The sequence below is a fragment of the Caballeronia jiangsuensis genome, from assembly GCF_046030135.1.
Lineage (GTDB): Bacteria > Pseudomonadota > Gammaproteobacteria > Burkholderiales > Burkholderiaceae > Caballeronia > Caballeronia jiangsuensis.
The window spans coordinates 13579-37642 of record NZ_JAQQDB010000001.1 but is presented as its reverse complement, the minus strand read 5'-3'; the positions used below and the strand labels follow the sequence as shown (position 1 = coordinate 37642).

General features: G+C 61.8%; 24 protein-coding genes. 18 read left to right on the top strand and 6 right to left on the bottom strand.

Annotation, left to right across the window (positions count from 1 at the left end):
* Position 1: 1 nt before the first annotated feature.
* From PQR08_RS00180 to PQR08_RS00170, 3 genes are read right to left on the bottom strand one after another with little or no spacing between them, the layout of a single operon-like run.
* Positions 2-1006 (bottom strand): NrtA/SsuA/CpmA family ABC transporter substrate-binding protein, encoded by a 1005-nt coding sequence (locus PQR08_RS00180; RefSeq protein WP_250486939.1) that lies wholly within the window; start codon positions 1004-1006, stop codon positions 2-4.
* Positions 1007-1051: 45 nt separating this feature from the next.
* Positions 1052-1771, bottom strand: a complete 720-nt coding sequence (locus tag PQR08_RS00175; RefSeq protein ID WP_250486940.1) for an ABC transporter ATP-binding protein — start codon at positions 1769-1771, stop codon at positions 1052-1054.
* The gene (locus PQR08_RS00170) at positions 1768-2607 is read right to left on the bottom strand and encodes an ABC transporter permease subunit (RefSeq protein ID WP_250486941.1); all 840 of its coding nucleotides are present in this window, start codon (positions 2605-2607) and stop codon (positions 1768-1770) included. Before PQR08_RS00170 ends, PQR08_RS00175 begins: the two co-directional genes overlap by 4 nt.
* Positions 2608-2927: 320 nt before the next feature.
* Here PQR08_RS00170 and PQR08_RS00165 point away from each other — a divergent pair, with 320 nt between their 5' ends.
* From PQR08_RS00165 to PQR08_RS00145, 5 genes are all read left to right on the top strand, one after another.
* Positions 2928-4010 (top strand): ABC transporter substrate-binding protein, encoded by a 1083-nt coding sequence (locus PQR08_RS00165; RefSeq protein ID WP_250486943.1) that lies wholly within the window; start codon positions 2928-2930, stop codon positions 4008-4010.
* Positions 4007-4846: an ABC transporter ATP-binding protein gene (locus PQR08_RS00160; protein ID WP_250486944.1), complete on the top strand. Its 840-nt coding sequence runs from the start codon at positions 4007-4009 to the stop codon at positions 4844-4846. Before PQR08_RS00165 ends, PQR08_RS00160 begins: the two co-directional genes overlap by 4 nt.
* A 90-nt stretch (positions 4847-4936) precedes the next feature.
* On the top strand, positions 4937-5704 hold the full coding sequence (locus PQR08_RS00155) for an ABC transporter permease (protein ID WP_250486973.1): 768 nt from the start codon (positions 4937-4939) through the stop codon (positions 5702-5704).
* Entirely contained in the window at positions 5697-6575 is an 879-nt protein-coding gene (locus PQR08_RS00150) for a type 2 periplasmic-binding domain-containing protein (protein ID WP_250486945.1), read from the top strand. Before PQR08_RS00155 ends, PQR08_RS00150 begins: the two co-directional genes overlap by 8 nt.
* A 49-nt stretch (positions 6576-6624) precedes the next feature.
* Positions 6625-8010, top strand: a complete 1386-nt coding sequence (locus PQR08_RS00145; RefSeq protein WP_250486946.1) for an LLM class flavin-dependent oxidoreductase — start codon at positions 6625-6627, stop codon at positions 8008-8010.
* Between the two features lie 93 nt (positions 8011-8103).
* Here PQR08_RS00145 and PQR08_RS00140 read toward each other — a convergent pair whose 3' ends face one another.
* Complete coding sequence (locus tag PQR08_RS00140; protein ID WP_035500077.1) at positions 8104-8388, bottom strand: hypothetical protein; 285 nt, start codon at positions 8386-8388, stop codon at positions 8104-8106.
* A gap of 321 nt (positions 8389-8709) precedes the next feature.
* On the opposite strand from PQR08_RS00140, the gene PQR08_RS00135 reads away from it, so the two are divergent.
* On the top strand, positions 8710-8913 hold the full coding sequence (locus PQR08_RS00135; protein ID WP_035500078.1) for a cold-shock protein: 204 nt from the start codon (positions 8710-8712) through the stop codon (positions 8911-8913).
* A gap of 202 nt (positions 8914-9115) precedes the next feature.
* Positions 9116-9334 (top strand): hypothetical protein, encoded by a 219-nt coding sequence (locus PQR08_RS00130; RefSeq protein ID WP_187603170.1) that lies wholly within the window; start codon positions 9116-9118, stop codon positions 9332-9334.
* Positions 9335-9966: 632 nt separating this feature from the next.
* Here the strand turns inward: PQR08_RS00130 and PQR08_RS00125 are convergent.
* Positions 9967-10194, bottom strand: a complete 228-nt coding sequence (locus tag PQR08_RS00125) for a hypothetical protein (protein WP_238287122.1) — start codon at positions 10192-10194, stop codon at positions 9967-9969.
* A 522-nt stretch (positions 10195-10716) separates the two neighbouring features.
* Between PQR08_RS00125 and PQR08_RS00120 the strand changes: the two genes are divergently transcribed.
* Together PQR08_RS00120 and PQR08_RS00115 are read left to right on the top strand one after the other, a co-directional pair.
* The gene (locus tag PQR08_RS00120; protein WP_187603173.1) at positions 10717-11589 is read left to right on the top strand and encodes a transglutaminase family protein; all 873 of its coding nucleotides are present in this window, start codon (positions 10717-10719) and stop codon (positions 11587-11589) included.
* 53 nt (positions 11590-11642) lie between these two features.
* Positions 11643-12446, top strand: coding sequence for a transglutaminase-like domain-containing protein (locus PQR08_RS00115; RefSeq protein WP_250486947.1), 804 nt, complete (start codon positions 11643-11645; stop codon positions 12444-12446).
* A 48-nt stretch (positions 12447-12494) separates the two neighbouring features.
* Here the strand turns inward: PQR08_RS00115 and PQR08_RS00110 are convergent, their stop codons facing one another.
* Positions 12495-13583, bottom strand: a complete 1089-nt coding sequence (locus PQR08_RS00110) for a LacI family DNA-binding transcriptional regulator (RefSeq protein ID WP_250486948.1) — start codon at positions 13581-13583, stop codon at positions 12495-12497.
* A gap of 318 nt (positions 13584-13901) precedes the next feature.
* Here PQR08_RS00110 and PQR08_RS00105 point away from each other — a divergent pair, with 318 nt between their 5' ends.
* The 9 genes from PQR08_RS00105 (at position 13902) to PQR08_RS00065 (ending at position 24060) form a co-directional block, all read left to right on the top strand.
* Complete coding sequence (locus PQR08_RS00105; RefSeq protein ID WP_250486949.1) at positions 13902-14921, top strand: Gfo/Idh/MocA family protein; 1020 nt, start codon at positions 13902-13904, stop codon at positions 14919-14921.
* 33 nt (positions 14922-14954) lie between these two features.
* Positions 14955-16547: an acyl CoA:acetate/3-ketoacid CoA transferase gene (locus tag PQR08_RS00100; RefSeq protein ID WP_250486950.1), complete on the top strand. Its 1593-nt coding sequence runs from the start codon at positions 14955-14957 to the stop codon at positions 16545-16547.
* A complete protein-coding gene (locus PQR08_RS00095) occupies positions 16540-17322 on the top strand; it encodes an enoyl-CoA hydratase/isomerase family protein (protein WP_250486951.1) in 783 nt (260 codons plus the stop codon). The genes PQR08_RS00100 and PQR08_RS00095 overlap by 8 nt, the downstream gene beginning before the upstream one ends.
* Position 17323: 1 nt before the next feature.
* Positions 17324-18865, top strand: coding sequence for an aldehyde dehydrogenase family protein (locus PQR08_RS00090; protein ID WP_408160962.1), 1542 nt, complete (start codon positions 17324-17326; stop codon positions 18863-18865).
* Between the two features lie 50 nt (positions 18866-18915).
* Entirely contained in the window at positions 18916-20169 is a 1254-nt protein-coding gene (locus tag PQR08_RS00085; RefSeq protein WP_250486953.1) for an ABC transporter substrate-binding protein, read from the top strand.
* A 76-nt stretch (positions 20170-20245) separates the two neighbouring features.
* On the top strand, positions 20246-21211 hold the full coding sequence (locus tag PQR08_RS00080) for a carbohydrate ABC transporter permease (protein ID WP_250486954.1): 966 nt from the start codon (positions 20246-20248) through the stop codon (positions 21209-21211).
* Between the two features lie 40 nt (positions 21212-21251).
* Positions 21252-22145: a carbohydrate ABC transporter permease gene (locus PQR08_RS00075; protein ID WP_404978582.1), complete on the top strand. Its 894-nt coding sequence runs from the start codon at positions 21252-21254 to the stop codon at positions 22143-22145.
* 5 nt (positions 22146-22150) lie between these two features.
* Complete coding sequence (locus PQR08_RS00070; RefSeq protein ID WP_250486955.1) at positions 22151-23257, top strand: ABC transporter ATP-binding protein; 1107 nt, start codon at positions 22151-22153, stop codon at positions 23255-23257.
* A gap of 23 nt (positions 23258-23280) precedes the next feature.
* Positions 23281-24060: a 3-ketoacyl-ACP reductase gene (locus PQR08_RS00065; RefSeq protein ID WP_250486956.1), complete on the top strand. Its 780-nt coding sequence runs from the start codon at positions 23281-23283 to the stop codon at positions 24058-24060.
* Positions 24061-24064: the final 4 nt, after the last annotated feature.

The following is a 24064-nucleotide window of genomic DNA, read 5'->3' as shown; positions in this document are numbered from 1 at the left end:
ATCAGACCTTGACGCTGTAATCCGCGACCCTGATGCGCGAATTGATGATCTTGCGTTCCGCGAGCCAGTCGGCGGCGCGTTGAAATTGCGCAATGAAAGCGGCATCGTCGGGCTCGTGAAACTGATTCACGCGCTTGAGGCTCGCGAGATAGTCGCGCACCTGGTCCGGATACTTGCCTTCGCGTTGCACGAGAAGCTCGGCGTCGGCGGAATGCGCGGACTGCCATGCGCCTTCTACGCGGTACGCATCGATCACCGCGCGGATCAGCTCGGAGTTCTCTTCGGTGAACTTCCGGCGCGTCACGAGCGAGCTGTAGTCGATCAGGAAATCCAGATCGCGGCCTTCGTTGAAGATGTCCTTCGCGTCATTCGAGAAGCGCGAGATGTCCACGCCGGGCGACCACATCGACCATGCATCGACCTTGCCTTGCGCGAAAGCCGGCGCGGCGTCGGGCGGATTCAGATAGACGAACTGGACCTTGTCGCGATCGACGCGATGCTTTTCCAGCGCCGCGATCAGCAGGAATTCGCCGAGCCCCGAACGGTTGACGGCGACCTTGCGGCCCGCCAGATCGGCGACCGAATCGATGCCGCTCGACTTCTTCGCGATGATGGCCGTCGAGCGGGGCGAATAGATATCGAACGCGTTGAAGACGATCGGCGAGCCGGCGAGCATCGCGGCGAGCGCGGGGGTCGTCGATCCCCAGAAGCCGAAGTCGGCGCTGCCGCCGACCACCGCCTGAATCGAAGGCGCATGGTTCGGAAACGGGCCGATCCATTCGACCTTGATGCCTTTGGCGGCGAGCGTCTTTTCGAACACGCCGCGTTGCCTGGCGATGTCGGGAAGGCTGCCGTAGCCCCAGCCGATGCGCACCGTGTCGGTATTGCGCGTGAGCTTGCGCGGCTCGGCGGCTCGCGCGGGTAATAGTCCGCTGGTGGCGACGCCGGCCAGCAGGCCTCCTGCCGCGCGTAACAACTGGCGGCGGGTCAGCGAAGAATCGGTCATCCTTTGAGGTCCTTCTGGTTGTGCGGGAAAAAGGTCAGTGAGAGGTCAGTGCGTTCGAACGCCCAGCTCCGCGAGCAGGATGGGCCGCAGCGCCAGCGGCGCGTGGTCCTTGGGTTGGAACGCGGCCGCGATGCGGCCGGCGCGCATCACGAGAATCCTGTCGGCGAGCGTGAGCGCTTCGTCGACGTCATGCGTCACGATCAGCACGCCGGGCTGATGCAGCGCGACGAGTTCCTTGACGAGGCCGTGCATCCGGATGCGAGTGAGCGCATCGAGGGCCGCGAAGGGCTCGTCGAGCAACAGCAGCGCGGGGTCGTGAATGAGCGCGCGCGCCAGCGCCACCCGCTGCGCCTGACCGCCCGACAGATTGCGCGGCCAGTCGTCCTCACGTCCGGCGAGTCCGACTTCGGTAAGCGCGCGCGCCGCGCCTTCGCGGCCGATCGTGTTCTCGTGACCGAGCGCGACGTTCTGCCATAACGTCGCCCAGGGCAGCAGCCGATGCTCCTGGAACACGACGGAAGGGCGCTCCGGCGCGCGTATGTTTCCGGCGTCGGGCAGATCGAGCCCCGCCAGCGCGCGCAGCAGCGTGGTCTTGCCGCATCCGCTTTCACCCAGCAGCGCGACGAATTCGCCTTTGCGGATGTCGAGGTCGAGTGCATCGATGACGACACGGCTGCCATAGCGCCGTTGCAGTCCGCGCACCGATACGGCCAGCGCCGATGACGAACTCACGCGCTCGTGCGACAACACAGTGCTCTGCGTCACTTGCGCGCTCCTTTGGCATAGTTCGCGTGCCACGAGAGGAAACGGGCTTCGAGCAGGCGCACGAGCGCATCCGCAACGACGCCGATGATCGCGTAGATGATCACGGTCAGCAGGATGACGTTGGTGTTCAGGAATTCGCGGGCATCCATCGCGAGAAAGCCGATGCCTTTCGTCGTCGCGAGCGTCTCGGCGATGACGAGCGCGAGCCATGCATGCGCGAGCGCATAGCGCACGCCTGTCAGGATGGAAGGCATCGCGCCGGGAAGAATGATTCGCCGCACGATCGCGAGCCGGTCCATGCCGATCACGCGTGCGAGTTCCATCAGCTTCGGATCGATCTGCCGGATGCCGAGCATCGTGTTGATGTAGATGGGGAAGAGCACCGCGAGCGCGACCAGAAAGATCTTCGCGACTTCGCCGACGCCGAACCAGACGATCACGAGCGGCAGCATCGCCAGAAAAGGAACTGCGCGCACCATCTGGATCGAGCGATCGAAGAGCGCCAGCGCGAACGGCGAGAAGCCGACGGCGACGCCCAGCGCGAGCCCGATCGTCCCACCGATGACGAAGCCTCCCGCGGCACGCAACAGCGACACGCCGAGATGAACGAAAAGCTCGCCGTTCCTTGCGAGACTCACGGCGGTGTCGAAGACGCGGCTCGGGGCGGGAAGCACTTGAGGCGCGATCAGCCCGATGCGCGATGCCGCTTCCCACACGAGCACGACGATCGCGGGAATGGTCCACGAAAGCCATCGATAGAGCACGACTTTCGATATGCCCGCGCGAGGTGCATGCGAAGACACATAGCTGTTGCGGGTGGAAGTCAGGTCAGCCATTTCATTTCCGTATCAGCCATGAAGGATGGGCGCTGCGATAAAAGTTATCCGCGAGTCGAGAAGGAGAGCTGCTTATTAGAAGCCGCCGAATGGCGCGTCGACAAACGTTTTATTGTTCTTTGCTTTGCAGTGTTCATATCTGCCGATGCCGCTAATGCCATCGCGCATCGGCTGAATTGCATTTCAGTTTTCATCGCAAGAGCTATGCATATTTCCTTCGTTCGCGCGTGTCGCTCGCGGCGTGAGAATGCCTGAGCACCGCATGGCCGGTCGCGCTGTGCCTGACCATTTCCCTTTGCTGCTCTTCTCATTCCGATCCCATGAAGGCGTCCAATTCGCATCGCCGGCCATACGTTGCCGGAAAGCTCACTCTGGCGGCCTGCGCGGCCGCCGCGCTTGTTTTGCTGGGCGGCTGCAAGCCTCATGAAGAGCAGGCGCAATCGTCGGCGTCGCCGGTCGCGCAGAGCAGCCGGCAGGAAGTGACGTACTTCAAGTATCCCGACAACCCGGCGTTCGATCTCGTCTATCTCGCCGACAAGCTCGGCTATTTCGAAGGCACGAGCACGCGTCCGAAGTATGTCGGCAAGATATCCGCGCCGCAGATCATTCCGCTCGTCGGCACAGGGGAGATCGATTTCGGTACGCGCATGGTGCCGCTCGTCATCTCCGCGATCGCGAGCGGCGCGGATATCAAGGTCGTCTCCGCGGGCGGCGAGACGCTGCCCGATGCGCCGCATATGAAGTACTTCACGCGCAAGGATTCGGGCATTCGCGGGCCGAAGGACTTCGAGGGCAAGACTGTGGCGTTCAACAGCTTCGGCGCGTGTGCGGAATTCGTGACGAAGAAGTATCTGTCGCAGCACGGCGTGGACGTGTCGAAGGTCAACTGGCTCGTCGTGCCCGACAACCAGTCGCAGCAGGCGCTCGTCACGAAGAACGTGGATATCGCCATCATTCATCCGCCTTTCTCCGGCGCTGCCGAGGCCGATCCGCAACTGCACAAGCTGTGGAGCGACTGGGACGAGGACGGCGGACTGGGCGGCATGGCGCCCTACAGCGTGAACGGCGCGTTCGCGCGCGCGCATCCGCAAGCGGTGAAGGATTTCGTGACGGCCATCGCGAAGGCCGGCAACTGGGTCAACGCGCATCCGGACGAAGCGCGCCAGCTCACGGCGGAGCGGCTCGGTATCGACGTGAAGCTGGTCGAGCGCTATGCCTACGTGAAAGATCTCGTGGTGACCGAGCCGCCGATCCAGTACTACATCGATATCCTCGAACAGGCCGGCAAGATTCCGAAGGGCAAGGTGCAGGTGAAGGACGTCTACACGAACGAGTACAACCCGTTGGCCGCGAAGCAGTCGCAGGCAAACGCCACGCCGGTCGCGAACGGCAGACCATCATGAGCGCGACACGCACGGCACCCGACAAGATCGTCGTTCGCGATCTGTCGCTCGCTTACGTCAACGAGGCGACGGCGTCGAGCCATACCGTGCTCGAACACTTCGACCTGCGCGTGCGCGAGGGCGAGTTCCTCGCCGTGCTCGGTCCGAGCGGCTGCGGCAAGTCGACCCTGCTCAACCTTCTCGCAGGCCTGACCGCGCCGACCTCGGGCCGCATCAGCGTGGACGGCGAGCCTGTCGGCGCGGCGCGCAACAAACTCGGCTTCGTGTTTCAGGGCTATGCGCTGTTTCCGTGGCGCACGGTGCGCAAGAACGTCGAAACAGGACTGGAGATTCGCGGCGTGAAACGGGCGCAACGCCGCAGCGAGGCCGAACGGTTCTTGCGTCTGGTCGGCCTGCTCGATTTCGCCGATCACTATCCGCATCAGCTTTCGGGCGGCATGCGGCAGCGCGTGGCGATCGCGCGGGTGCTCGCCTACGGCCCCGAAATCCTGCTGATGGACGAGCCCTTCGGCGCGCTCGATGCGCAGACGCGCGAGTCCTTGCAGCAGGAGTTGCTGGGCATCTGGGAGCAGAGCGCGAAGACGGTCGTGTTCGTCACGCACAGCATCGACGAAGCGATTTTCCTGGCGGATCGCGTGGCTATCGTCGGGCGCGGGCCGGGGCGCGTCAAGGAGATCATCGATGTCGATCTGCCGCGTCCGCGTTCCGCATCGATACGACACAGCGCCGCGTTCGTCGCGCTGCGGCAGCGCGCGTGGGCGAGCCTGAGTCATGAACTGGACGACGCGCGCGGCGCACCGCGTGTGCTTGAAGCCGAAACACTGACGGGGGCATGAGAAGTGGCCGAGCAAGAGACCTTGAACAAGCTGTCCGTGCTGATCGGCGCGAAGCGGGACGTTGCGCGTAAGGCAAAGCGCGGGCGCGGCATGAACGTCTCTTACGCGTTCGAGCGTTCGATCGCGCTGATCGTTTTTGCGTTGCTGTGGGAAGTGCTGCCGCGCGCGGGCATCGTGAACCCGGCGTATCTGAGCCCGCCCTCGCAAGTGGCGCTCGCCATCGCGCGCCTGTTCGATAGCGGCGACGTGTGGAAGCACCTCGGCGCGAGCGCGCTGCGCTCCATCGTTGGCCTCTTGCTGGCCATCGCGGGCGGCGTCCTGTCGGGCTTCGCGCTGGGATGGTTTCGTCGCGCCGAACGCATCATCGATCCGCTCTATCAACTGCTGCGCCAGGTGTCCGCGTTCGCGCTGTTCCCGGTGTTCATGCTGTTCCTCGGCATCGGCGAGTCGTCAAAGATCGCGATCATCGTGTGGGCCGCGTTCTGGCCGGTGCTGCTCAATACCATTTCGGGCGTCAAGCAGGTCGAGCGCGTGTTCATCGATTGCGCGCGCTCGATGGGCGCTTCGCAAGGCTTCATCTTCGCCAAGGTGGTGCTGCCCGCCGCGTTGCCCGAGATCCTCACCGGCATCCGGCTCGCAGGCGCGTACAGCATCACGGCGCTGGTGGCGGCGGAGATGATCGGCGCGCGCTCGGGTCTCGGCTTCTACACGCTCAATTCGCAGGAGACGTTCCAGATTCCCGACATGTATGCGGGCATCGTGCTGCTCGCGCTGTTCGGTTTGCTGATCAACAAGAGTCTTTCCCTGCTCGAACGGCGTCTGCTGCGCTGGCGCGTGGGGCTCGCGCAAAATGGCTAGGAGCGCGTTCGCGGCGCCTCCGGGTCACGGCAAACGGCTGCGCTGGCTTGCCCTTGCAGTCATGGCGATGGTGGCGCTCTCGTCGTTGCCGCTGCGCGATGCATGGCGCAATCGTCCGGACGATGACCGGCCTTTCGCCGCCGCGCGCGCACGCGGAACGCTGATCGTCGCGGTGCCGTCGCGACCTGCGCCGACACTCAACGTCGGCCGGGTCGATCACTTCGCGCGCGTGGCGGACGGCTTTGCCGCGGCGCTGGCCGAAGACATCGGACGGCGCGCGGGAGTGCCCGTTACCCTGTTGCTCGCCGGACCGCGCGAAGCCGCCGACGCGCTGCGATCGGGCCGCGCGGATGTCGCTGTCGCGGGCTTGGGCTTCGGCGCTGAACCGTCGATCGCCTATGCGCCGAGCGCCTATACGTCCGGGCGCGGCATGGCGCTCGTGCTTCGGCGCGGCGCGGTGCGCGACTGGAGCGATCTCGCGGGCGGCCTGATCTGCGCATCGCGCGGCAGTCCGTTCGCGACCGAGGCCGCCCGCCGCGCGCATGCGGACATACAGGCGTTCGACCGTCCGCTCGATGCGTTGCTGGCGTTTCAGGCGGGCGAATGCGCCGCGCTCGTGGAGGACGAGTATGTGATCCGCCAGTTGCTGAAGCAGCCCGACTGGGCCTATTACCGGAGTCTGCCCGGCACGGTTGCGCCTGCGCCTGCCTTCATCGCGACACGCACTGGCGATGTCGCGAGCACGGCGTTCATCGAACGGATCGTCGAGGGCTGGCGACGGCAACGCTGGCTCTCGACGGTGCGCGAAGATCAGGCGACGCGTCTCGCCTTCGATATGTTCAACGCCCAGAACGATCTGTATTGCCACTGAGCGGGCAAGGCATAACCTGCACCGCACGCACAACGAGAAACCATCGGACATGACTCAACGGAACGGACATCTGCATCTCGGCGCGTTTCTCTATCCCACGGGCCATCACATCGCCGCATGGCGGCATCCTCATGCGAGCGCCGATGCGGGCAGCAGTTTCGCCCATTACGTTCAGCTCGCGCAGGCGGCGGAAGCGGCGAAGTTCGATCTGATCTTTCTCGCCGATGGCTCCGGCACGCGCGGCGACGATGCGCAGTTCCTGAGCCGCACCGCCCACAGCTACGTCGCGCAGTTCGAACCGATCACGCTTCTTTCGGCGCTTGCGGCAATCACGCGGCGCATCGGTCTCGTCGGCACGGCATCGACCTCGTTCAACGAGCCTTATCACATCGCGCGCAAGTTCGCGTCGCTCGATCACATCAGCGGCGGCCGTGCGGGATGGAATCTGGTGACATCATCGAGCGAGCATGAGGCGCGCAACTTCGGCTTCGACGAGCATCTCGCGCACGCGACGCGCTATGAGCGCGCGGACGAATTCGCGGATGTCGTGTCGGGCCTCTGGGATAGCTTCGACGAAGATGCGTTCCTGCGCGACAAGTCGTCAGGGCGATACTTCGATCCGGACAAGCGCCACGTGCTCGATCATCGCGGCGCGTTCTTCAACGTGCGTGGGCCATTGAACGTCGCGCGCTCGCCGCAGGGACACCCGGTGACCGTGCAGGCGGGCTCGTCCGAGGCGGGCAAGGAACTCGCCGCCCGCACCGCGGAGGTGATTTTCACGGCGCAACAGACGCTCGACGACGCCGTCGCGTTCTACGCCGATGTCAAAGGCCGCATGGCGCGCCACGGCCGTCATCCGGACTCGCTCAAGATCATGCCGGGCGTGATGCCGATCGTCGGCCGCACGGAAGCCGAGGCGCGTGCGAAGTTCGACGAACTGCAGGCGCTCATCGATCCGGTCGTGGGTCTCGCGATGGTTTCGATGCTGACGGGCGGCTTCGATCTGTCGGCTTATCCGCTCGATGGACCGATTCCAGAACTGCCCGAGACCAACGCAAGCAAAAGCCGTCAGACGCTGATGATCGAGCTTGCGCGCCGGGAAAATCTCACGATTCGCGAGCTTTATCGTCGCATTGCGGGCGCGCGCGGACACTGGCAACTGGTCGGCACGCCTGCGCAGATCGCGGATGCGCTGGAAGAGCGCTTCGTGCATTACGGCGCGGACGGATTCAACGTGATGCCCGCGTTGCTGCCCGATTCGCTGAACGATTTCATCGAACTGGTGCTGCCCGAGTTGCGGCGGCGCGGACGCTTTCGAAGCGAATACGAAGGCCGCACGCTACGCGATCATCTCGGTCTCGCCAGGCCGGCGTCGCGCTATGCGAGCCGGGAAGATGGAAAGTTTGCAGTCCCCTGCGCGGCTCACGCGGCATAAAGAAATTCGCCAGCAATTGCAGTGGCGTGACGACCACCTTGGTGAACGAGCCAATCGAATAGCTGCTTACACCAGGTACACCAGGAATAAGGCTCACATATCGGCGACAGACGAGCCTTCCACCTTTCCATCGACGATATCTTCACCGCGTTGACGAGCGGCGCGCCGGGCAATTCCGAAGTCCACAAACACATCTTGCCGATCGAGCTTGAATACGCGGCTCGTGCCGGCCTCGCCCGATATCTCCGGGCGACAGATGCGAATCGCGACATCGTAGCCTTCGTCGTAGCGAGAATGCCTGTCGAAGCGGCTGAATGCGCGCGAGAACACGAGAGGATGGAGTTCGAAGCCCTTGTAAAGTGGCGGGAATGCTGGCATGAACGTCTCCTCGAGAATGAAGATCCACTATACCCGTAAAGCCCGCCGGGGTCGCGCGGTAAACGGTTTGCGTTATTCCGGACACGCAGGCCCGTCGGGGCGAGACGAGCAGTTAGACAAATCGCTTGCCGTGCCGCGGGCCGAAAGATCTTGACGGTTTTCGAGGCGAGGCGTAATTTTCTTAATGAAGTCTTCAAGAAGCGCGATTGCTGCTCATCATTGACCGCAGCCTGCGGTGTTCGTTGTCCTCTCCCTCCTTGATCCTTTGTTCCGGGACCCCTCTCGCGGTCCCATTTGTTCGTTCATCTTCTGGAGAGTTTCATGGATACCGGCACCGTCAAGTGGTTCAACGACAGTAAGGGTTTTGGGTTTATCACACCCGACAGCGGCGGCGATGACCTGTTCGCGCATTTCTCGGAGATTCGCGCCGAAGGGTTCAAGACGCTCGCGGAAAATCAGAAAGTCAGCTATGAGACGAAGAGCGGCCCCAAGGGTCTACAGGCCGCGAACATCACGCCGATCTGAGTAGCCTTCCTGCCGGTTCCGCATGCGGAACCGGCAGTTTCGTATCTGGGGTAATTAAATTTCATCCTGGTATTACCATCGAAATGAATAGCACGCCTGATCATTTTGATGCAGTGAACACAAATGCCCGAGCCCCAGCGACACGAGCGCGGGTTCGTTCTTCATCGCGTGGTACGATGGCTCACCACTACTGGAGTTCTCGATGTCACGCATGTTGAAAGTTGGAAACCATGAATTCCATGTTGTGGTTCAACCGCTTCCTGCCGGTGGCTTCACCTACGCATGTGTCGATGTGGATTTGAGTAGTTCGAACGTCAGCGAGATCCGTTACGACAGTCATCTTCGCTTCGAGACCGAGGACGAGGCCTATGAAGGCGGCTCGGCTCACGCGCGACGCCAGGCGGTGAGAATAAGGCGTTAGCTCTTGCGCGACAAATCAAAAGGGCCGGACTTGCTTTTACAAATGAAGTCTCGCAAGCGCACGAGACGACGCGTAACCTGTTTGCTTGCATCGACGACGCGGAGGTCGCCATGTGGAACTGCAAGCACTGCAAAGTCGATGTATCCCGGCACAACGCGCATCCAGCCATCGATAGCCTCGGAATTTATTTCGTATGCCCGGGCTGCTTCGAACGTAATCCGTTGACCGGATCAAAAAGAGGCGGCGTTCGTTTGCAGCAAGCCGCTGCTTCCGAGGCTCTGTCTTTAAATCGTCCTTTCCTTCGGTCAGACGGCGATCTTTTCTTCAGCCAGACGATCCAGAACAAGCGCTTGCAGGTGCAGGTCACGCGCGAATGCCTCGACCGTGTTTCGGCTCGGACGGGTCGGTGTCGCAGGACAGCGAAGTCCTGCGTGTGAACCTGAATCACATCGTCGGGATAGCGACTCAGAAACAAAGGGATGGCTCCCGCTCACCGATCAAAGTGCTTTGCGCCGACTTCGGGCTCATCTGATACGTGTTCAAATGCCAGCCGCGCATCTCGCCAGAATAGTCAGAAATCCGAATCAAACGCCATGCCGCGATACCCCGTCAGAGGGAAACTTCGAGGCGAACTAGTTCGTCGGTGATACATAACGCCACTTCGCAGCGTTGACGTCGATGCGCGCATCGTTCTCGAGTCGCTTTTCGGCGCGGTCGGACTCTGCCTGCCGCAATGCTTCCACGCGCGCCTTTTGAGTTGCCGTAAGGTCCTGCTTTCGAAACGGTGCAGCGGGGTCGGTCGGGATTCGCTTCAGCATGTTGATGTCCGCAAAAAAGGAAGGTCGATGAACGTTAGCCACGCGAGCGTGCGCCGCATGGCGAAACAAAGCAAGAACAATCGTCAGACTTCGACGGGGCGATGCATCGAGGAAAGCTGCGGACGCGCCTCTCAACGCTCGTCGTCGAGCCAGTTAAATAGATCGCGACAGCAATTAAAAATGCGCTCAGAATAGGATAATTAGCGGCCCATTCCGTGGCCGCCACACAGGGGCGCAAAATGGCAAAGGGTCAAATGCGAAGTAATCGCGAGGCAAAGAAGCCCAAACAAGCCAAAAAATTGTCGGCGCCAGTCGCCGATCCGTTCAAGATCCCGGTTCCCAAGACTACGGGGTCAACCAGCGCCGCCAAAAAGAAATAGCCGATTGCCGCCATGCCTTGCATGGTCGTGTACGTGAGTCAGTCTTACTTCATGCCTGGCTTTTCATTCGATGTTCGGATTATTTGACACGCTTCCGAGTCTCGGTTGATTCATTCGCGCATTTCCGCGCGGATTAACCCTTTGGGAGCGAAATAGTGATCCAGTCTCTCCGCTGCGTGCCGCAATGAGCGGCCCGCAACGTCTTACCGTGCGACATCAAAGTGCATATCGCTATTCGGAGCCGGTGCGCTTCGGAGAGCATCGCATGATGTTCCGTCCGCGTGCGAGTCATGATCTGCGTCTTCTGAGTACGCAGTTGATGATTAGCCCGACGCCCGATCGCCTGCACTGGCTGCATGACGTATTCGACAATTCGGTCGCAATTGCGACGTTCTCGGGCGAGGCGTCCGAATTGATCTTCAGAAGCGAGGTGACGCTCGAACACTACGAAGCGCCGTTGCCCGATTATTCGCTGGAAGGGTATGCATCGAAGTGGCCTTTCGCGTACACCAGCGAGGAGGCGTCGAATCTCGTGAACGCGCGAAGCCGGCCGATTCTTACCGGCGATGTGGACGCATGGGCGCGACGTTTCATCGGACCGGGCGGTTCGACCGAAACGATGACCTTGCTACGCAGCATGACGCTCGAGATCAAGAACAGCTTCACGTACGTGCGACGAGTCGAGAAGGGCGTCAATCAACCCGCCGAGACGCTACGGCTGGGCAGCGGCAGTTGCCGGGATTTCGCGGTGCTCATGATGGATGCGGTCCGCTCGCTGGGCCTCGCAGCCCGGTTTGTCAGCGGCTATATCTTCGTGCCGAACCACGACACCACGCTGGGCGGCGGTGCGACGCACGCATGGTTGCAGATCTATCTGCCCGGTGCCGGCTGGGTCGATTTCGATCCGACCAACAGCATCATCGGAAACCGGCATCTGATTCGTGTCGCCGTAGCCTGGAATTCAGATCAGGCGCTGCCGCTGTGGGGAACCTGGCACGGCGCGATGCATTCGTTCCGGAGCCTCGACGTAGACGTGAGCGTCACCGAAGACAGCTGATGGAAACATCTTTGCGCCCCGCGCCAATGACTTCTCAATGCAAGGATGATTCGATGAAACTCCGCGTGGGCTATGAACTGATCTACGAGTGTCCGCAGCCGACCCCGATGATGCTGATGTTGAACACGCACTTCTCCCGCGCGCAAGACGTGCTGTCGGGTGATCTGCTAGTGGTCGATCCACCCGTGCCGATCACGCAGTATCGCGACAGCTTCGGTAATCTGTGCAGCCGCATCGTCGCACCGGCGGGGCTGATCTCGCTGTCCACCAGCGCACTACTCGAAATCTCCGACCAACCCGAGACGCGCGAACCGCTCGGGCATCAGCATCCCGTCGAGACGCTGCCGGATGAATGTCTGGTGTTTCTGCTCGGCAGCCGATATTGCGAAACCGATCTGTTGTCCGCCATCGCGTGGAAACTGTTCGCCGCGACTGCCCCAGGGCGTGACCGGGTGCAGGCGATCTGCGACTACGTGCATGGCCACATCAAGTTCGGATACGGATTCGCACGACCGACCAAGACCGCGTTCGAGGCGTTTGAGGAACGACAGGGCGTTTGTCGCGACTTCGCTCATCTGGCCGTGGCGCTGTGCCGCGCGATGAATATTCCGGCGCGCTATTGCACCGGCTATATCAGCGATGTCGGCGTGCCGCCGCCCTATAGCGCGATGGATTTCGCTGCCTGGTTCGAAGCTTATGTGGGCGATTCATGGCAGACCTTCGACCCGCGCAACAACGTGGCGCGTATTGGCCGCGTGCTGATGGCGCGAGGTCGCGATGCCGCCGATGTCGCCATCAGCAATACCTTCGGTCCGACCAAGCTGATCAAGTTCGACATCCACTGCGCGCCTGTGTGAGTTGGAACGAGCGGAATCGAAAGCAATGCAGCGCGCGCATCGGTTCGTTCAAGAAGCCCGGGCTACACGCTTGCGGCCGGGCTGCTTGCCTCGGACGCCGTGCGTGGCGTCCTCTGTTTCGATCGCATGCTCGCTTGATTCACGGATGATGAGTTCCGGCACCGCAAAGAATTGCTTTGCCGGACCATCCGTCACGGCGCCTTCGACCAACCTCGAAAGAAGGGTCTCGCTTGCAAGCGCGCCGAGTTTGTCGGAGCCTGCCGAGAGCGTCGTAAGCGGTGGATTCGTATGTTCGGCCGCCACGATGTTGTCGCAACCCACAACCGCCAGATCCTTGCCTGCACGTTTGCCCATCCGATCGAGTTCATGCAGCACGCCGATCGCGACCTGGTCGTTGTAGCAGAGCACGGCCGTGGGACGGAGCGCCATGTCAAAGATCGCGCGCACCGCTTTCTGGCCGCCCTGTGGCGTGAGTTCGACGTCGATCGTCCACTCGTCGGCAACAGGAAGTTCGTGCTGTTTCATCGTCGAGAGATAACCCTCGCGACGCTGACTAGCCACCGCGTAGCCTTTGCGATTGCCGGCGAACGCGATGCGCGTATGTCCCTGGGCGATCAGGTGCTCAGTAGCGAGCGCGAAGCCGAAAGCGTTATCGACGCCTATGGTATCGACGTCGTCGCCCATCGGACGCATCACCAGCACGAGCGGAATGCCCCACGATCGAATCTCCGCCGGAAGCGCATCGTCCGTCCCGAGTGCGGGCGACATGATCAAGCCGGCAACATTCTGTTCCCGCATCGAGCGCAGCACACGAGTTTGCGTCGCGACGCTTTCGGCCGTATGCGCCATCAACGTGGTGTAACCCGCCTCGGCAAGCACGCGCTCGATGGCCACCAGCAACTCGACGAAAAAGGGGTTCGTCAGGTCGTTGATGACCATGCCGATCGTGGCGCTGCGTCGACCGCGCAACGCCGCCGCGCCCCGGTTGTACACGTATCCGAGCTGGCGCGCGGCCTGCCGCACCTTTTCCGCGGTGTCTGCCGGGATACGCGGGTTCTCCTGCAACACCAGCGACACAGTCGATTTCGACACGCCCGCGGTTCTGGCGATGTCGAGGATGGTTGGATTGCTTTTCATGTGGGACGGGGCTCGGGAACGGCTTGCTCACCGGAAGATTATCACCGCCGCTAGAACGTTCCACTGAATTTTTGAATAGTCGGATGTTTTGCGTGCCCGGTTATCGAAGGGATCAGGGTTCGTCTCTAGTTGACTCACCCAAGCCTGCGAACTACATTAAGTGGAACGATCCACCACAAAGAACGGCGCAAGACGCCGAATTTTTCAGCAGCTTAGTGGAACGATCCACCAGCGGCCACGATAGCCAGGAACGCGCAAAGCGCGTTTTCTTTCCCGCCGCTAGTGGAACGTTCTACTTGACCGACACTGGAGACAAACATGGCGGCACGTATTGGATGGGCGCTCGTTGGCGCCAGCACGATCGCAGACGAGTGGATGGTCGACGCCATCCGGGTCCAGGCTCACGCCACGATCGAAACCGTCGTCAGCGGCAATGCAGCGCGCGCACAGGAATTCGCCGCGAAGCACGACATCGCCAGGCATTCCACCGATCTCGATGCCGTGCTCGCCGATCCGGCAGTCCACGCGGTGTACATCAGCAGCACCAACGAGAAACATCTCCCGCAAGTTCTGGCCGCGGCGCGCGCCGGCAAACATGTTCTCTGCGAGAAGCCGCTTGCTCTCTCCGAAGCAGACGCAGCCCGGATGATCGAGGCCTGCGCTGAACACGGCGTCGTTCTCGGAACGAACCACCATCTCCGGAATGCTGCCACGCACCGCAAGCTGCGCGAACTCATCATCGAAGGCGCGATCGGAACGCCGCTCTTTGCCCGCGTCTTTCATGCGGTGTCGCTACCGCCGCATCTGCGCGGGTGGCGCATCGAAAAGCAGGACGCTGGCGGCGGTGTCGTGCTCGACATCACCGTTCATGACGTCGACACGCTGCGCTTCGTGCTGAACGCGGAGCCGATCGAAGTCAGTGCAATGACGACCACCGGCACGATGAGCAACGCGGGTCTCACCGACGGCGTCATGGCGATCGTGCGTTTCGACAATGGCGTTCTCGCGCAACTCCACGACGCCTTCACCGTGCCATTCGCGGCGACCGGACTCGAAGTGCATGGTTCGGACGGTTCGCTGATCGCAAAAGACGTGATGACCCAGCGCGCAGTCGGCGAGATCGAACTTCGCGATGCGAACGGCGTGCGATCGATCGAGGTGGAACACGCAAACCTCTACCACACCGGCGTTGCCCAGTTTCACCGTGCCATCCGCGAAGGCCAAAGCCCCGCCGCCAGCGGCGTGGACGGATATCGCTCGCTGATCACGGCCCTCGCGGTCGCACAGGCAGCAGAAGCCCGCGGACATGTCGATGTGTCGCGTCGCTACGCCGAATAAATCAGCCAGAACCGCATTATCAGGAGACTCACCGTGAGTTCCAGCAAGGTCATCACCCTCGCACAAGCCGCCAGCCTCATCAACGATGACGATGTCGTCACCGTCAGTTCGTCGAGCGGCCTGGGCTGTCCGGACGCGATGCTCGCCGCGATCGGCGCGCGCTTTGACGCGCAAGCGCATCCGCGCAATCTGACGATGCTCCATCCTATCGCCGCCGGCGACATGTACGGGATCAAGGGCATCGATCACATCGCAAAGAAAGGGCTCATCAAAACGGTCATAGCCGGCTCGTTCCCCAGCGGTCCGTCGAGCCTGCCGATGCCGGATATCTGGCATCTGATCGTCGATAACGAGATTCGTGCGTACAACCTGCCGAGCGGCGTGATGTTCGATATGCACCGCGAGGCGGCCGCCAAGCGTCCCGGCGTGTTGACCAAGGTCGGACTGGACACGTTTGTCGATCCGTCGCGCCAGGGCGGCGCAATGAACGCCAGCGCGGCCGAACACCCCATTGTGGAGAAGGTGACTTTCGCCGGCGACGAGTGGCTGCACTACCGGAACTTCGTCCCGCGCGTTGCCATCGTTCGCGCCACGACGGCGGACGAGCGCGGCAACCTGTCGTTCGAACACGAAGGCGCGCTGCTGGGCGGGCGCGATCAGGCGCTTGCGGTGCGCAACAACGGCGGCATCGTTATCGCGCAGGTCAAGCGTGTCGTGAAAGCGGGATCGCTGCACACGCAATCGGTGCACATTCCCTGCAATCTGGTCGATTACGTCGTGGTCGATCCGGCTCAAAAGCAGACCACGCAGATTGAATACGACCCGGAGATCAGCGGCGAAATCAAGTTGCCCGAAAGCGCGTTCGAGTTTGCGCAATGGCATCCGGACAAGATCATCGCCCGGCGCGCCGCGATGGAGCTGGCGCAGAACGACGCAGTGAACCTTGGCTTCGGGATCTCCGCGAATGTGCCTCGCGTCTTGCTCGAAGAAGGCTATCCGAACGATGTGACGTGGGCCATCGAGCAAGGCGCGGTGGGCGGTGTGCCATTGCTGGGATTCGCGTTCGGCTGTTCGGGCAATGCCGACGCCATCATGCCGTCGCCGTCCCAGTTCGTCTATTTCCAGGGCGGCGGTTTCGATGTGTCTCTGCTCTCGTTCATGCAGGTCGATCGCTTCGGCAACGTGAACGTGTCGAGGCTCCCGAGCAAGCCGTATCTGACGGCAGGGTGCGGCGGCTTCATCGACATCACGACGCACGCGAAGCGCCTCGTCTTCAGCGGCTACTTTACGGCTGGCGCGCAATTCGAAGTCGGCAACGGAAGACTTTCGATCGTCAAGGAAGGCAAGAAGAAGTTTGTTGCCGATGTCGATCACGTGACCTTCAGCGGTCGCATGGGGCAAGCCCGCGATCAGGAAGTCCTGTACATCACCGAACGATGCGTGATCAGGCTCGGCAAAGACGGGCTTGAAGTCATCGAGATCGCTCCCGGTATCGATCTGCAAAGGGACGTGCTGGATCAGTGCGATGTCGAGTTGAAGGTGTCGTCCTCGCTCAAGCCGATGGACCCCGCGATTTTCACGGACGCGCCGTTCGGACTCAAGCTCAAGGAGGCGCGTCATGGCTGATCAAGCCCTTATCCGCATCGAGAAGCGCGGTCCGGTTGCGGTCGTCACGCTCGATCGGCCCGACAAGCTCAACTCGCTCACGCCGTCGATGCTTGGACAACTCGAAGATGCCGCCGCGCAACTCGAAGCGGACAGCAGTCTGCGCGCCGTCGTGCTGACAGGCGCTGGTGAACGTGCCTTCTGTGTCGGTGCGGATATCAATGAATGGTCCGCCCTCGCGCCGCTGGATATGTGGCGTGTCTGGGTCACGCGCGGACATCGCATCTTCGATCGTTGGGCTGCACTGCGCCTGCCCGTGATCGCTGCGATCAACGGTCATGCGTTCGGCGGCGGTCTGGAACTCGCCGCAGTCGCCGACGTTCGCGTGACCGATCCGGCCGCGACCTTCGCGCTGCCCGAAGCGAGCATCGCGACCTGTCCTGGCTGGTCAGGAACGCAGCGGCTCGTGTCCCTCATCGGACCCAGTCACGTGAAGTCGATGGCGCTCACCGCACGACGCATCGACGCGCAGCGCGCCTATGCAATCGGCCTCGTCGACGAAGTGTCCGAAGCGGGCAAGTCGCTCGATGCGGCGATCGCCGTCGCCGGGCAGATCGCGACGCTTGCGCCCGTGTCCGCGCAACTCACGAAGCAACTGATCAACGCAGCCGCAGGCTTCAATACCGGCGCCACGCTGGAAGCGATGGCCGGCGCGCTGTCCGCCACGACGCAAGACGCCCGCGAGGGTATGGCCAGTTTCCGCGAACGCCGCAAGGCGCAATACGAGGGTCAATGAAATGACGAGTCAGATTGCTGTTCCCACCGCAACGGCGCTGCTTGAGAACGCAAAGCCGCTGCAACACGAGGCGTTCGCCGGAAAGATGTTCATCGATGGCCAATGGAAGGAGGCCGCAAGCGGCGAGCGCTTCGAGCGCAGCAGCCCGGCTCACGGTCAAGTGGTGAGTTCTTTTCCCGAAGCCACGGGCGCAGATGTCGAAGCCGCGATCCAGGCCGCTGATGTCGCTTTCAGGAAAGGCCCGTGGCCCCGGATGAAGGGTGTCGAGCGTGCCCGCGTGCTGCTCGCCGTGGCCGAGGGCATCAAGGCGCGGGTCGAAGAGATGTCCTTGCTCGAATCGCTGGAGACCGGCAAGCCCCTCACGCAAGCGCGCGGCGAAGTCTCGGGCTGCGTCGATCTCTGGCAGTACGCCGCGAGCCTCGCCCGTACGACGAGCGGCGACGCCTACGACTCGCTCGGCGAAGACATGCTGGGGATCGTCCTGCGTCAGCCGATCGGCGTGGTCGGGCTTATCACGCCCTGGAATTTCCCTATCTGGATTCTTTCGCAGAAGCTTCCGTTTGCCCTTGCCGCGGGCTGCACGTGCGTCATCAAGCCGAGCGAACTGACTTCGAGCACGACGGTCATCCTCGCGGAAATTATCGAGCAAGCAGGCGTTCCGAAGGGCGTCGTGAACGTTGTCACCGGCAAGGGGCCTACGGTCGGCCAGCCGCTTGCCGAACACCCGGCCATCGGCATGCTTTCTTTCACCGGTTCGACGCGCGTGGGCGGACTGCTTGGCGGCATCGCGTCGAAGCAGTTGAAGAAGGTGGCGCTCGAACTCGGCGGCAAGAATCCGCAGATCGTCTTCCCCGATTGCGATTGGGACGCGATGGTCGATGCCGTTGTCTTCGGCGTCTATTTCAATGCGGGCGAATGCTGCAATAGCGGCAGCCGTGTTCTGGTTCACGAGTCGGTAGCAGAGCAGTTCGCGCAGGCTGTCGTCGAGCGCGCGCGACAGGTTCCGGTGGGCGATCCTCTGCACCCCGATACCAAGATCGGCGCCATCGTCAGCGAAACGCAGCTTGGGGAAATTCTCGCGAACATCGACAAGGGCGTAGCCGCCGGCGCGCGCCTTCGTCTGGGCGGCAAGCGCTACGACGCCAAGGGTCTTTACCTCGAGCCGACCATCATCAGCGATGTCACGCCCGAGATGAGCATCGCGCGCGACGAGATCTTCGGTCCCGTTCTCTCGATCGTGACGTTCAAGGACGTCGAAGAAGCGATCGAGATCGCCAACGACTCGGCGTATGGACTGTCGGCCGCCGTCTGGAGCAACGACATCAACACGTGCCTCACGGTCGCACGCGGCGTAGACGCAGGGACTGTATGGGTCAACACGTTCCTCGACGGCTACCCGGAACTGCCCTTCGGCGGCTTCAAGTCCAGCGGCGTCGGTCGCGAACTCGGCAAGCAGGCGGTCGAGGACTACACCGAAACCAAAACCATCCAGCTGCACATCGGCGCACGCAAGAACTGGTGGCTGCCGCAGTCCACCAAGTGACAGTCATATACGAACGCTCCCGTCGCGGGGCGATCAACAAGGAGACGAAGATGTTCAAGAAGCGTATTGCCGCCGTCGCGGCTGGATTGTTCGCGTGCCACGCACTCTCGGCGATCGCCGCCGACAAGCAAGTGGAAGTGATGCACTGGTGGACCTCCGGCGGCGAGGCCAAAGCGCTGGGCGTGCTGAAAGACAACCTGAAGCAGCGAGGCTATGCGTGGAAAGACAGCCCGATCGCGGGCGGCGGCGGCGAAGCGGCGCGCACGGTGTTGCGCGCGCGCATAGCTTCGAACAATCCGCCCGACGCGGTGCAGATGCTTGGGTTCAGCGTGCTGGATTACGCGGAGCAGGACCTGCTCACGAACCTCGACAGCATCGCCAAGAAGGGCGACTGGGACAAGCAGGTGCCTGCTCCGCTGCAGCGTTTCTCCAAGTCGGATGGACACTGGTATGGCGTGCCCATCGACGTGCATAGCGACAACTGGATCTGGGCCAACAAGAAGATTTTCGATGAACTCAAGCTCACGCCGCCGCAAACCTTCGAAGAGCTCGTCGCCGACGCGGACAAGATTCGGAAGGCGGGTTATATCCCGCTGGCTCACGGCGGACAGGCGTGGCAGGAAGCTACGATTTTCGACAGTGCAGTGATGTCGGCGGGTGGCCCCAAGTTCTATAACGATGCGTTGGTCAAGCTCGATGCCAAGGCGCTCGGCTCGAAGACGATGGAAAAGGCGTTCGACCAGTTGCGTGCGTTGCGTGGCATGGTCGATCCGAATTTCCCCGGCCGGGACTGGAATCTCGCTACCTCGATGGTCATCAATGGCAAGGCCGCGATGCAGATCATGGGCGACTGGGCGAAAGGCGAATTCGCCAACGCGGGCAAGAAGCCGGGCGTGGACTATCTTTGCATGCGATACCCCGGCACGCAGGGCGACTTCATCTTCGTAACCGACCAGTTCGCCACCTTCAAGGCGGGCAGCGACCGGCAGGCCGGACAGTACGCGTTCGCGGAAGCCGTGATGGACCCCAAGGTTCAGGCCCAGTTCAATCAGATCAAGGGCGCGGTGCCGGCACGACTCGATGTGCCCGCCGATGGCTTCGACGAGTGTGGTCAGAAGTCGATGGCCGACATGCGCACGGCGCTCAAGAACGGGACGATGGTCGGCAGCTTCGCCCACGGCCAGGCGATGCCCGAAGCATCGAAGACAGCGCTCTATGACGTCGTCACGCACTTCTTCAATTCGAATCAGTCGTCGGCCGACGCTGTTAAGGCGCTCGTCACGGCTATCCAGAATTCGAAGTGACGATCTGACCGCTCAGGCGGACCGCAAGCGTCCGCTCCGCTCTCGTGTTCGATGTTCTCGACGTGCAGGTGAAATCATGCTCTTACACTCTCGTGCCCAGTCCATAGACCCGGCCAAGTCCCCCGCCCGAGTGGAGAAAGTCGGGAAAAAGCGTTCTGCGCGCAACGCGTTCGAAGCGCTTCTCCCGAAGCTCGTGCTCAGCCCGACACTCATCATCACGCTGGTGTTCGTCTACGGCTTCATCGTCTGGACGACGGTGCTCTCGTTCACACGTTCCCGCGCATTCGCCACGTTCAAATGGGCTGGATTCACACAGTTTGCGCGCGTGTGGGAACACCCTCGCTGGCACGTCGCCGTGGAGAACCTCGGCATCTATGCGTCGCTGTATGTGGTCCTGTGTCTTGCAATCGGCCTCGCGCTCGCGATCCTTCTGGATCAGCGCATTCGGGCGGAAGGCTATTTGCGCGCGATCTTCCTGTACCCGATGGCGTTGTCCTTCATCGTCACCGGCACCGCGTGGAAGTGGATTCTCAATCCGGGGCTCGGCCTGACGAAGCTCTTCCACGATTGGGGATGGACGAGCTTCCAGTTCGACTGGATCATCAGCGACGACATGGCGATCTACACCGTCGTCATCGCGGCGGTCTGGCAAGCGTCCGGCTTCGTCATGGCGATGTTCCTTGCGGGCTTGCGCGGCATCGACCAGGAGCAGATCAAGGCAGCGTCGATCGACGGCGCGCGCATGCCCTCGATCTATCGCCGCATCATCATTCCGCAACTGCGCCCGGTCTTCATCTCGGCACTCGTGATTCTGGTTCACCTGGCCGTGAAGAGCTACGAGCTGGTAATCGCCTTGACGGGTGCGGGCCCCGGTTATTCGACCGAACTGCCTTCGACGTTCATGTACTCGTTCACGTTCACACGTAACGAGCTGGGTATGGGAGCCGCGAGCGCCGTGATGATGCTCTGCACCGTTGCCGCAATCATGGTGCCCTACCTCTACTCGGAAATGCGCCCCCGTCGTTCCGGCGGCGGTCACTGAAGCAATCCGTACCTATCCACGTAGCCTGAAGGAGACAAGCATGGCTGCCAAGACCTGGGACTCGCCGCAAATGGTGGTGGGAAAGCATAACAACGTATCGCGCATCGTCATCTATTCGATGTTGTTGATCGTCGCGCTCGTATATCTCGTGCCGCTCGTGGTGATGTTGCTCACCTCGTTCAAACCGCTTCAGGAAGTGTATGCGGGCAATATTCTCGCGCTCCCGCACGAATGGACGCTCGCTGCATGGGAGAAAGCCTGGGGCTCGGCCTGTGTCGGTCTCGACTGCTCCGGCGTGAAAGGCTTCTTCTGGAACTCGTTCCGCATGGTCTTTTCAGCAGTGTTCCTTTCGACGCTGATCGGCGCGCTGAATGGCTATGTGTTGACGAAGTGGCGCTTCAAGGGCGACAACGTTTTGTTTGCGCTCGTCCTGTTCGGCTGCTTCATCCCGTTCCAGATCGTGCTGATCCCGATGGCGACGTTTCTCGGCAAGATCGGTCTCGCTCAATCGATCACCGGCCTCGTCTTCGTGCATGTGGTCTACGGTCTGTGCTTCACGACGCTGTACTTCCGCAACTACTACATCGCGTTTCCCGATGAACTCGTGAAGGCCGCGATGATCGACGGCGCGCGCTTCTTCCGCATCTTCTTTCGGATCCTCCTGCCGAACTCGGTGCCCATCATCACCGTCACCGTGATCTGGCAGTTCACGAACATCTGGAATGACTTCCTGTTCGGCGCATCGTTCACGACGGGCGCATCGGCACCGATCACGGTAGCGCTCAACAACATCGTCAACACTTCTACCGGCGTCAAGGAATACAACGTGCAGATGGCCACCGCGATGATCGCGGCGCTGCCCACGCTGCTCGTCTACGTCGTTGGAGGTCGTTATTTCGTCCGCGGTTTGATGGCTGGTTCGGTCAAGGGGTAATCATCATGTCTTCACTTCATGTCAGCAACGTGCGCAAGGCCTACGGCTCTACGGAAATTCTTCGCGAGATCAATATCGACGTGGACGATGGCGACTTCCTCGTGCTCGTCGGCCCGTCGGGTTGCGGCAAATCGACGTTGCTCTCGCTCATTGCCGGACTCGATACGCTGTCGGGCGGCGAAATCCGCATCGGTGACGACAAGGTCAACGACCTGCATCCGAGCGAGCGCGATATCGCCATGGTTTTTCAGAGCTATGCGCTGTACCCGAACATGACCGTGGGACAAAACATCAGCTTCGGGCTTGAGATGCGGAAAGTCTCGAAGGCCGATCGCGAGAAGGCCGTACAGGATGCGGCGCGTCTTCTTCAGATCGAACATCTGCTCGATCGTCGTCCGGGTCAGCTTTCGGGCGGTCAGCGCCAGCGCGTCGCGATGGGCCGTGCGCTCGTGCGCCACCCCAAGATCTTCCTGTTCGACGAGCCGCTCTCCAACCTCGACGCGAAGCTGCGCGTGGACATGCGCACGGAAATCAAGAAGCTGCACCAGCGGCTGGGCGCAACCATCGTCTACGTGACGCACGATCAGATCGAAGCGATGACGCTTGCAACCCGCATCGCGGTGATGAAAGGCGGCATTCTCCAGCAGCTCGGCACGCCGGCCGAGGTCTATAACACGCCCGCAAACACGTTCGTGGCGACGTTCATGGGGTCGCCGTCGATGAACCTCATTCCCGCGCGCATCGAGGGGAGGGACGGTTCACTGCATCTGAAAATCGGTCAGGGCAATGACGCGCTGGATCTCGAACTTCCGCCGCAATCTCAAGCCGTGGATCGCTACGACGGCAAGGAAGTCATCGCAGGGTTGCGGCCGGAGGCGATTGGGGTAGAGAACGAGCGCGCGGCGTCTGCTATTCGAACTGTGCCCGTCAGGATCAACGTGCTTGAGCCCACCGGACCGGACACGCTCGCTGTCCTCGATTTCGGCGGCATGGAAGTGTCCGCGCGGCTCGGTCCGGACATGCCGCACGAGTCGGGTGAACGTTGCGACTTGCGTGTCGATCTGTCGAAGCTGGTGCTGTTCGATAAAGACACGGAAGCACGCATTCATTGATCGATGACTGGGACGGTGGACTTATGAGCAAGTCGAATGGACCATGCCCGACCGCGCTGGTTACGGGCGGACGCAGAGGAATCGGCCGATCGATCTGTGTCGAACTGGCACGGCGCGGTTTCGATGTCGTGCTGACCGACGTGACCGACGACCAAGACGCGCACGCGACGTGCGACCTTATCCGCGACGCGGGACAAGATGCGCTTTTCGTTCGCAGCGACCTGAGCGATATCGAATCGCGTGCGGAGGTACTGAACGCCGCCATCGGTTTCAAAGGCAGTGTGGAGTGCCTCGTGAATAACGCGGGCGTGGGCTCGCCAAGTCGCGGCGACCTCCTCGACGTTCGTTCAGACGCGTTCGACACCGTGCTCGGCATCAACCTTCGCGGCACGTTCTTCATGACGCAAGCTGTCGCGCGGCACATGATCGCGACGCCATCGAAACGTGCGCGCTCGATCGTGACGGTCTCGTCGGTCTCGGCGCAGATGGCCTCGACGGAGCGAGCGGAATACTGCCTGTCGAAATCCGCCTTGCCGATGCTTACGCAGCTTTTCGCGTTGCGACTGGCGAAGTCGAACATAGGCGTCTTCGAAGTACGGCCCGGAATCATCCGCACGCCGATGACGGCAGGCGTCGCACAGAAGTACGAGGCCCGATTCGAGGAAGGGCTGGTCCCCGCGGCTCGTTGGGGCGAATGCGAGGAAGTGGCTCGCGCGGTCGCTACTCTCGCCGATGGATCTCTCCCGTTCTGCACTGGCAGCGTGTTGCACGTCGACGGCGGCCTTTCGATCCCTGCATTTTGAGTGT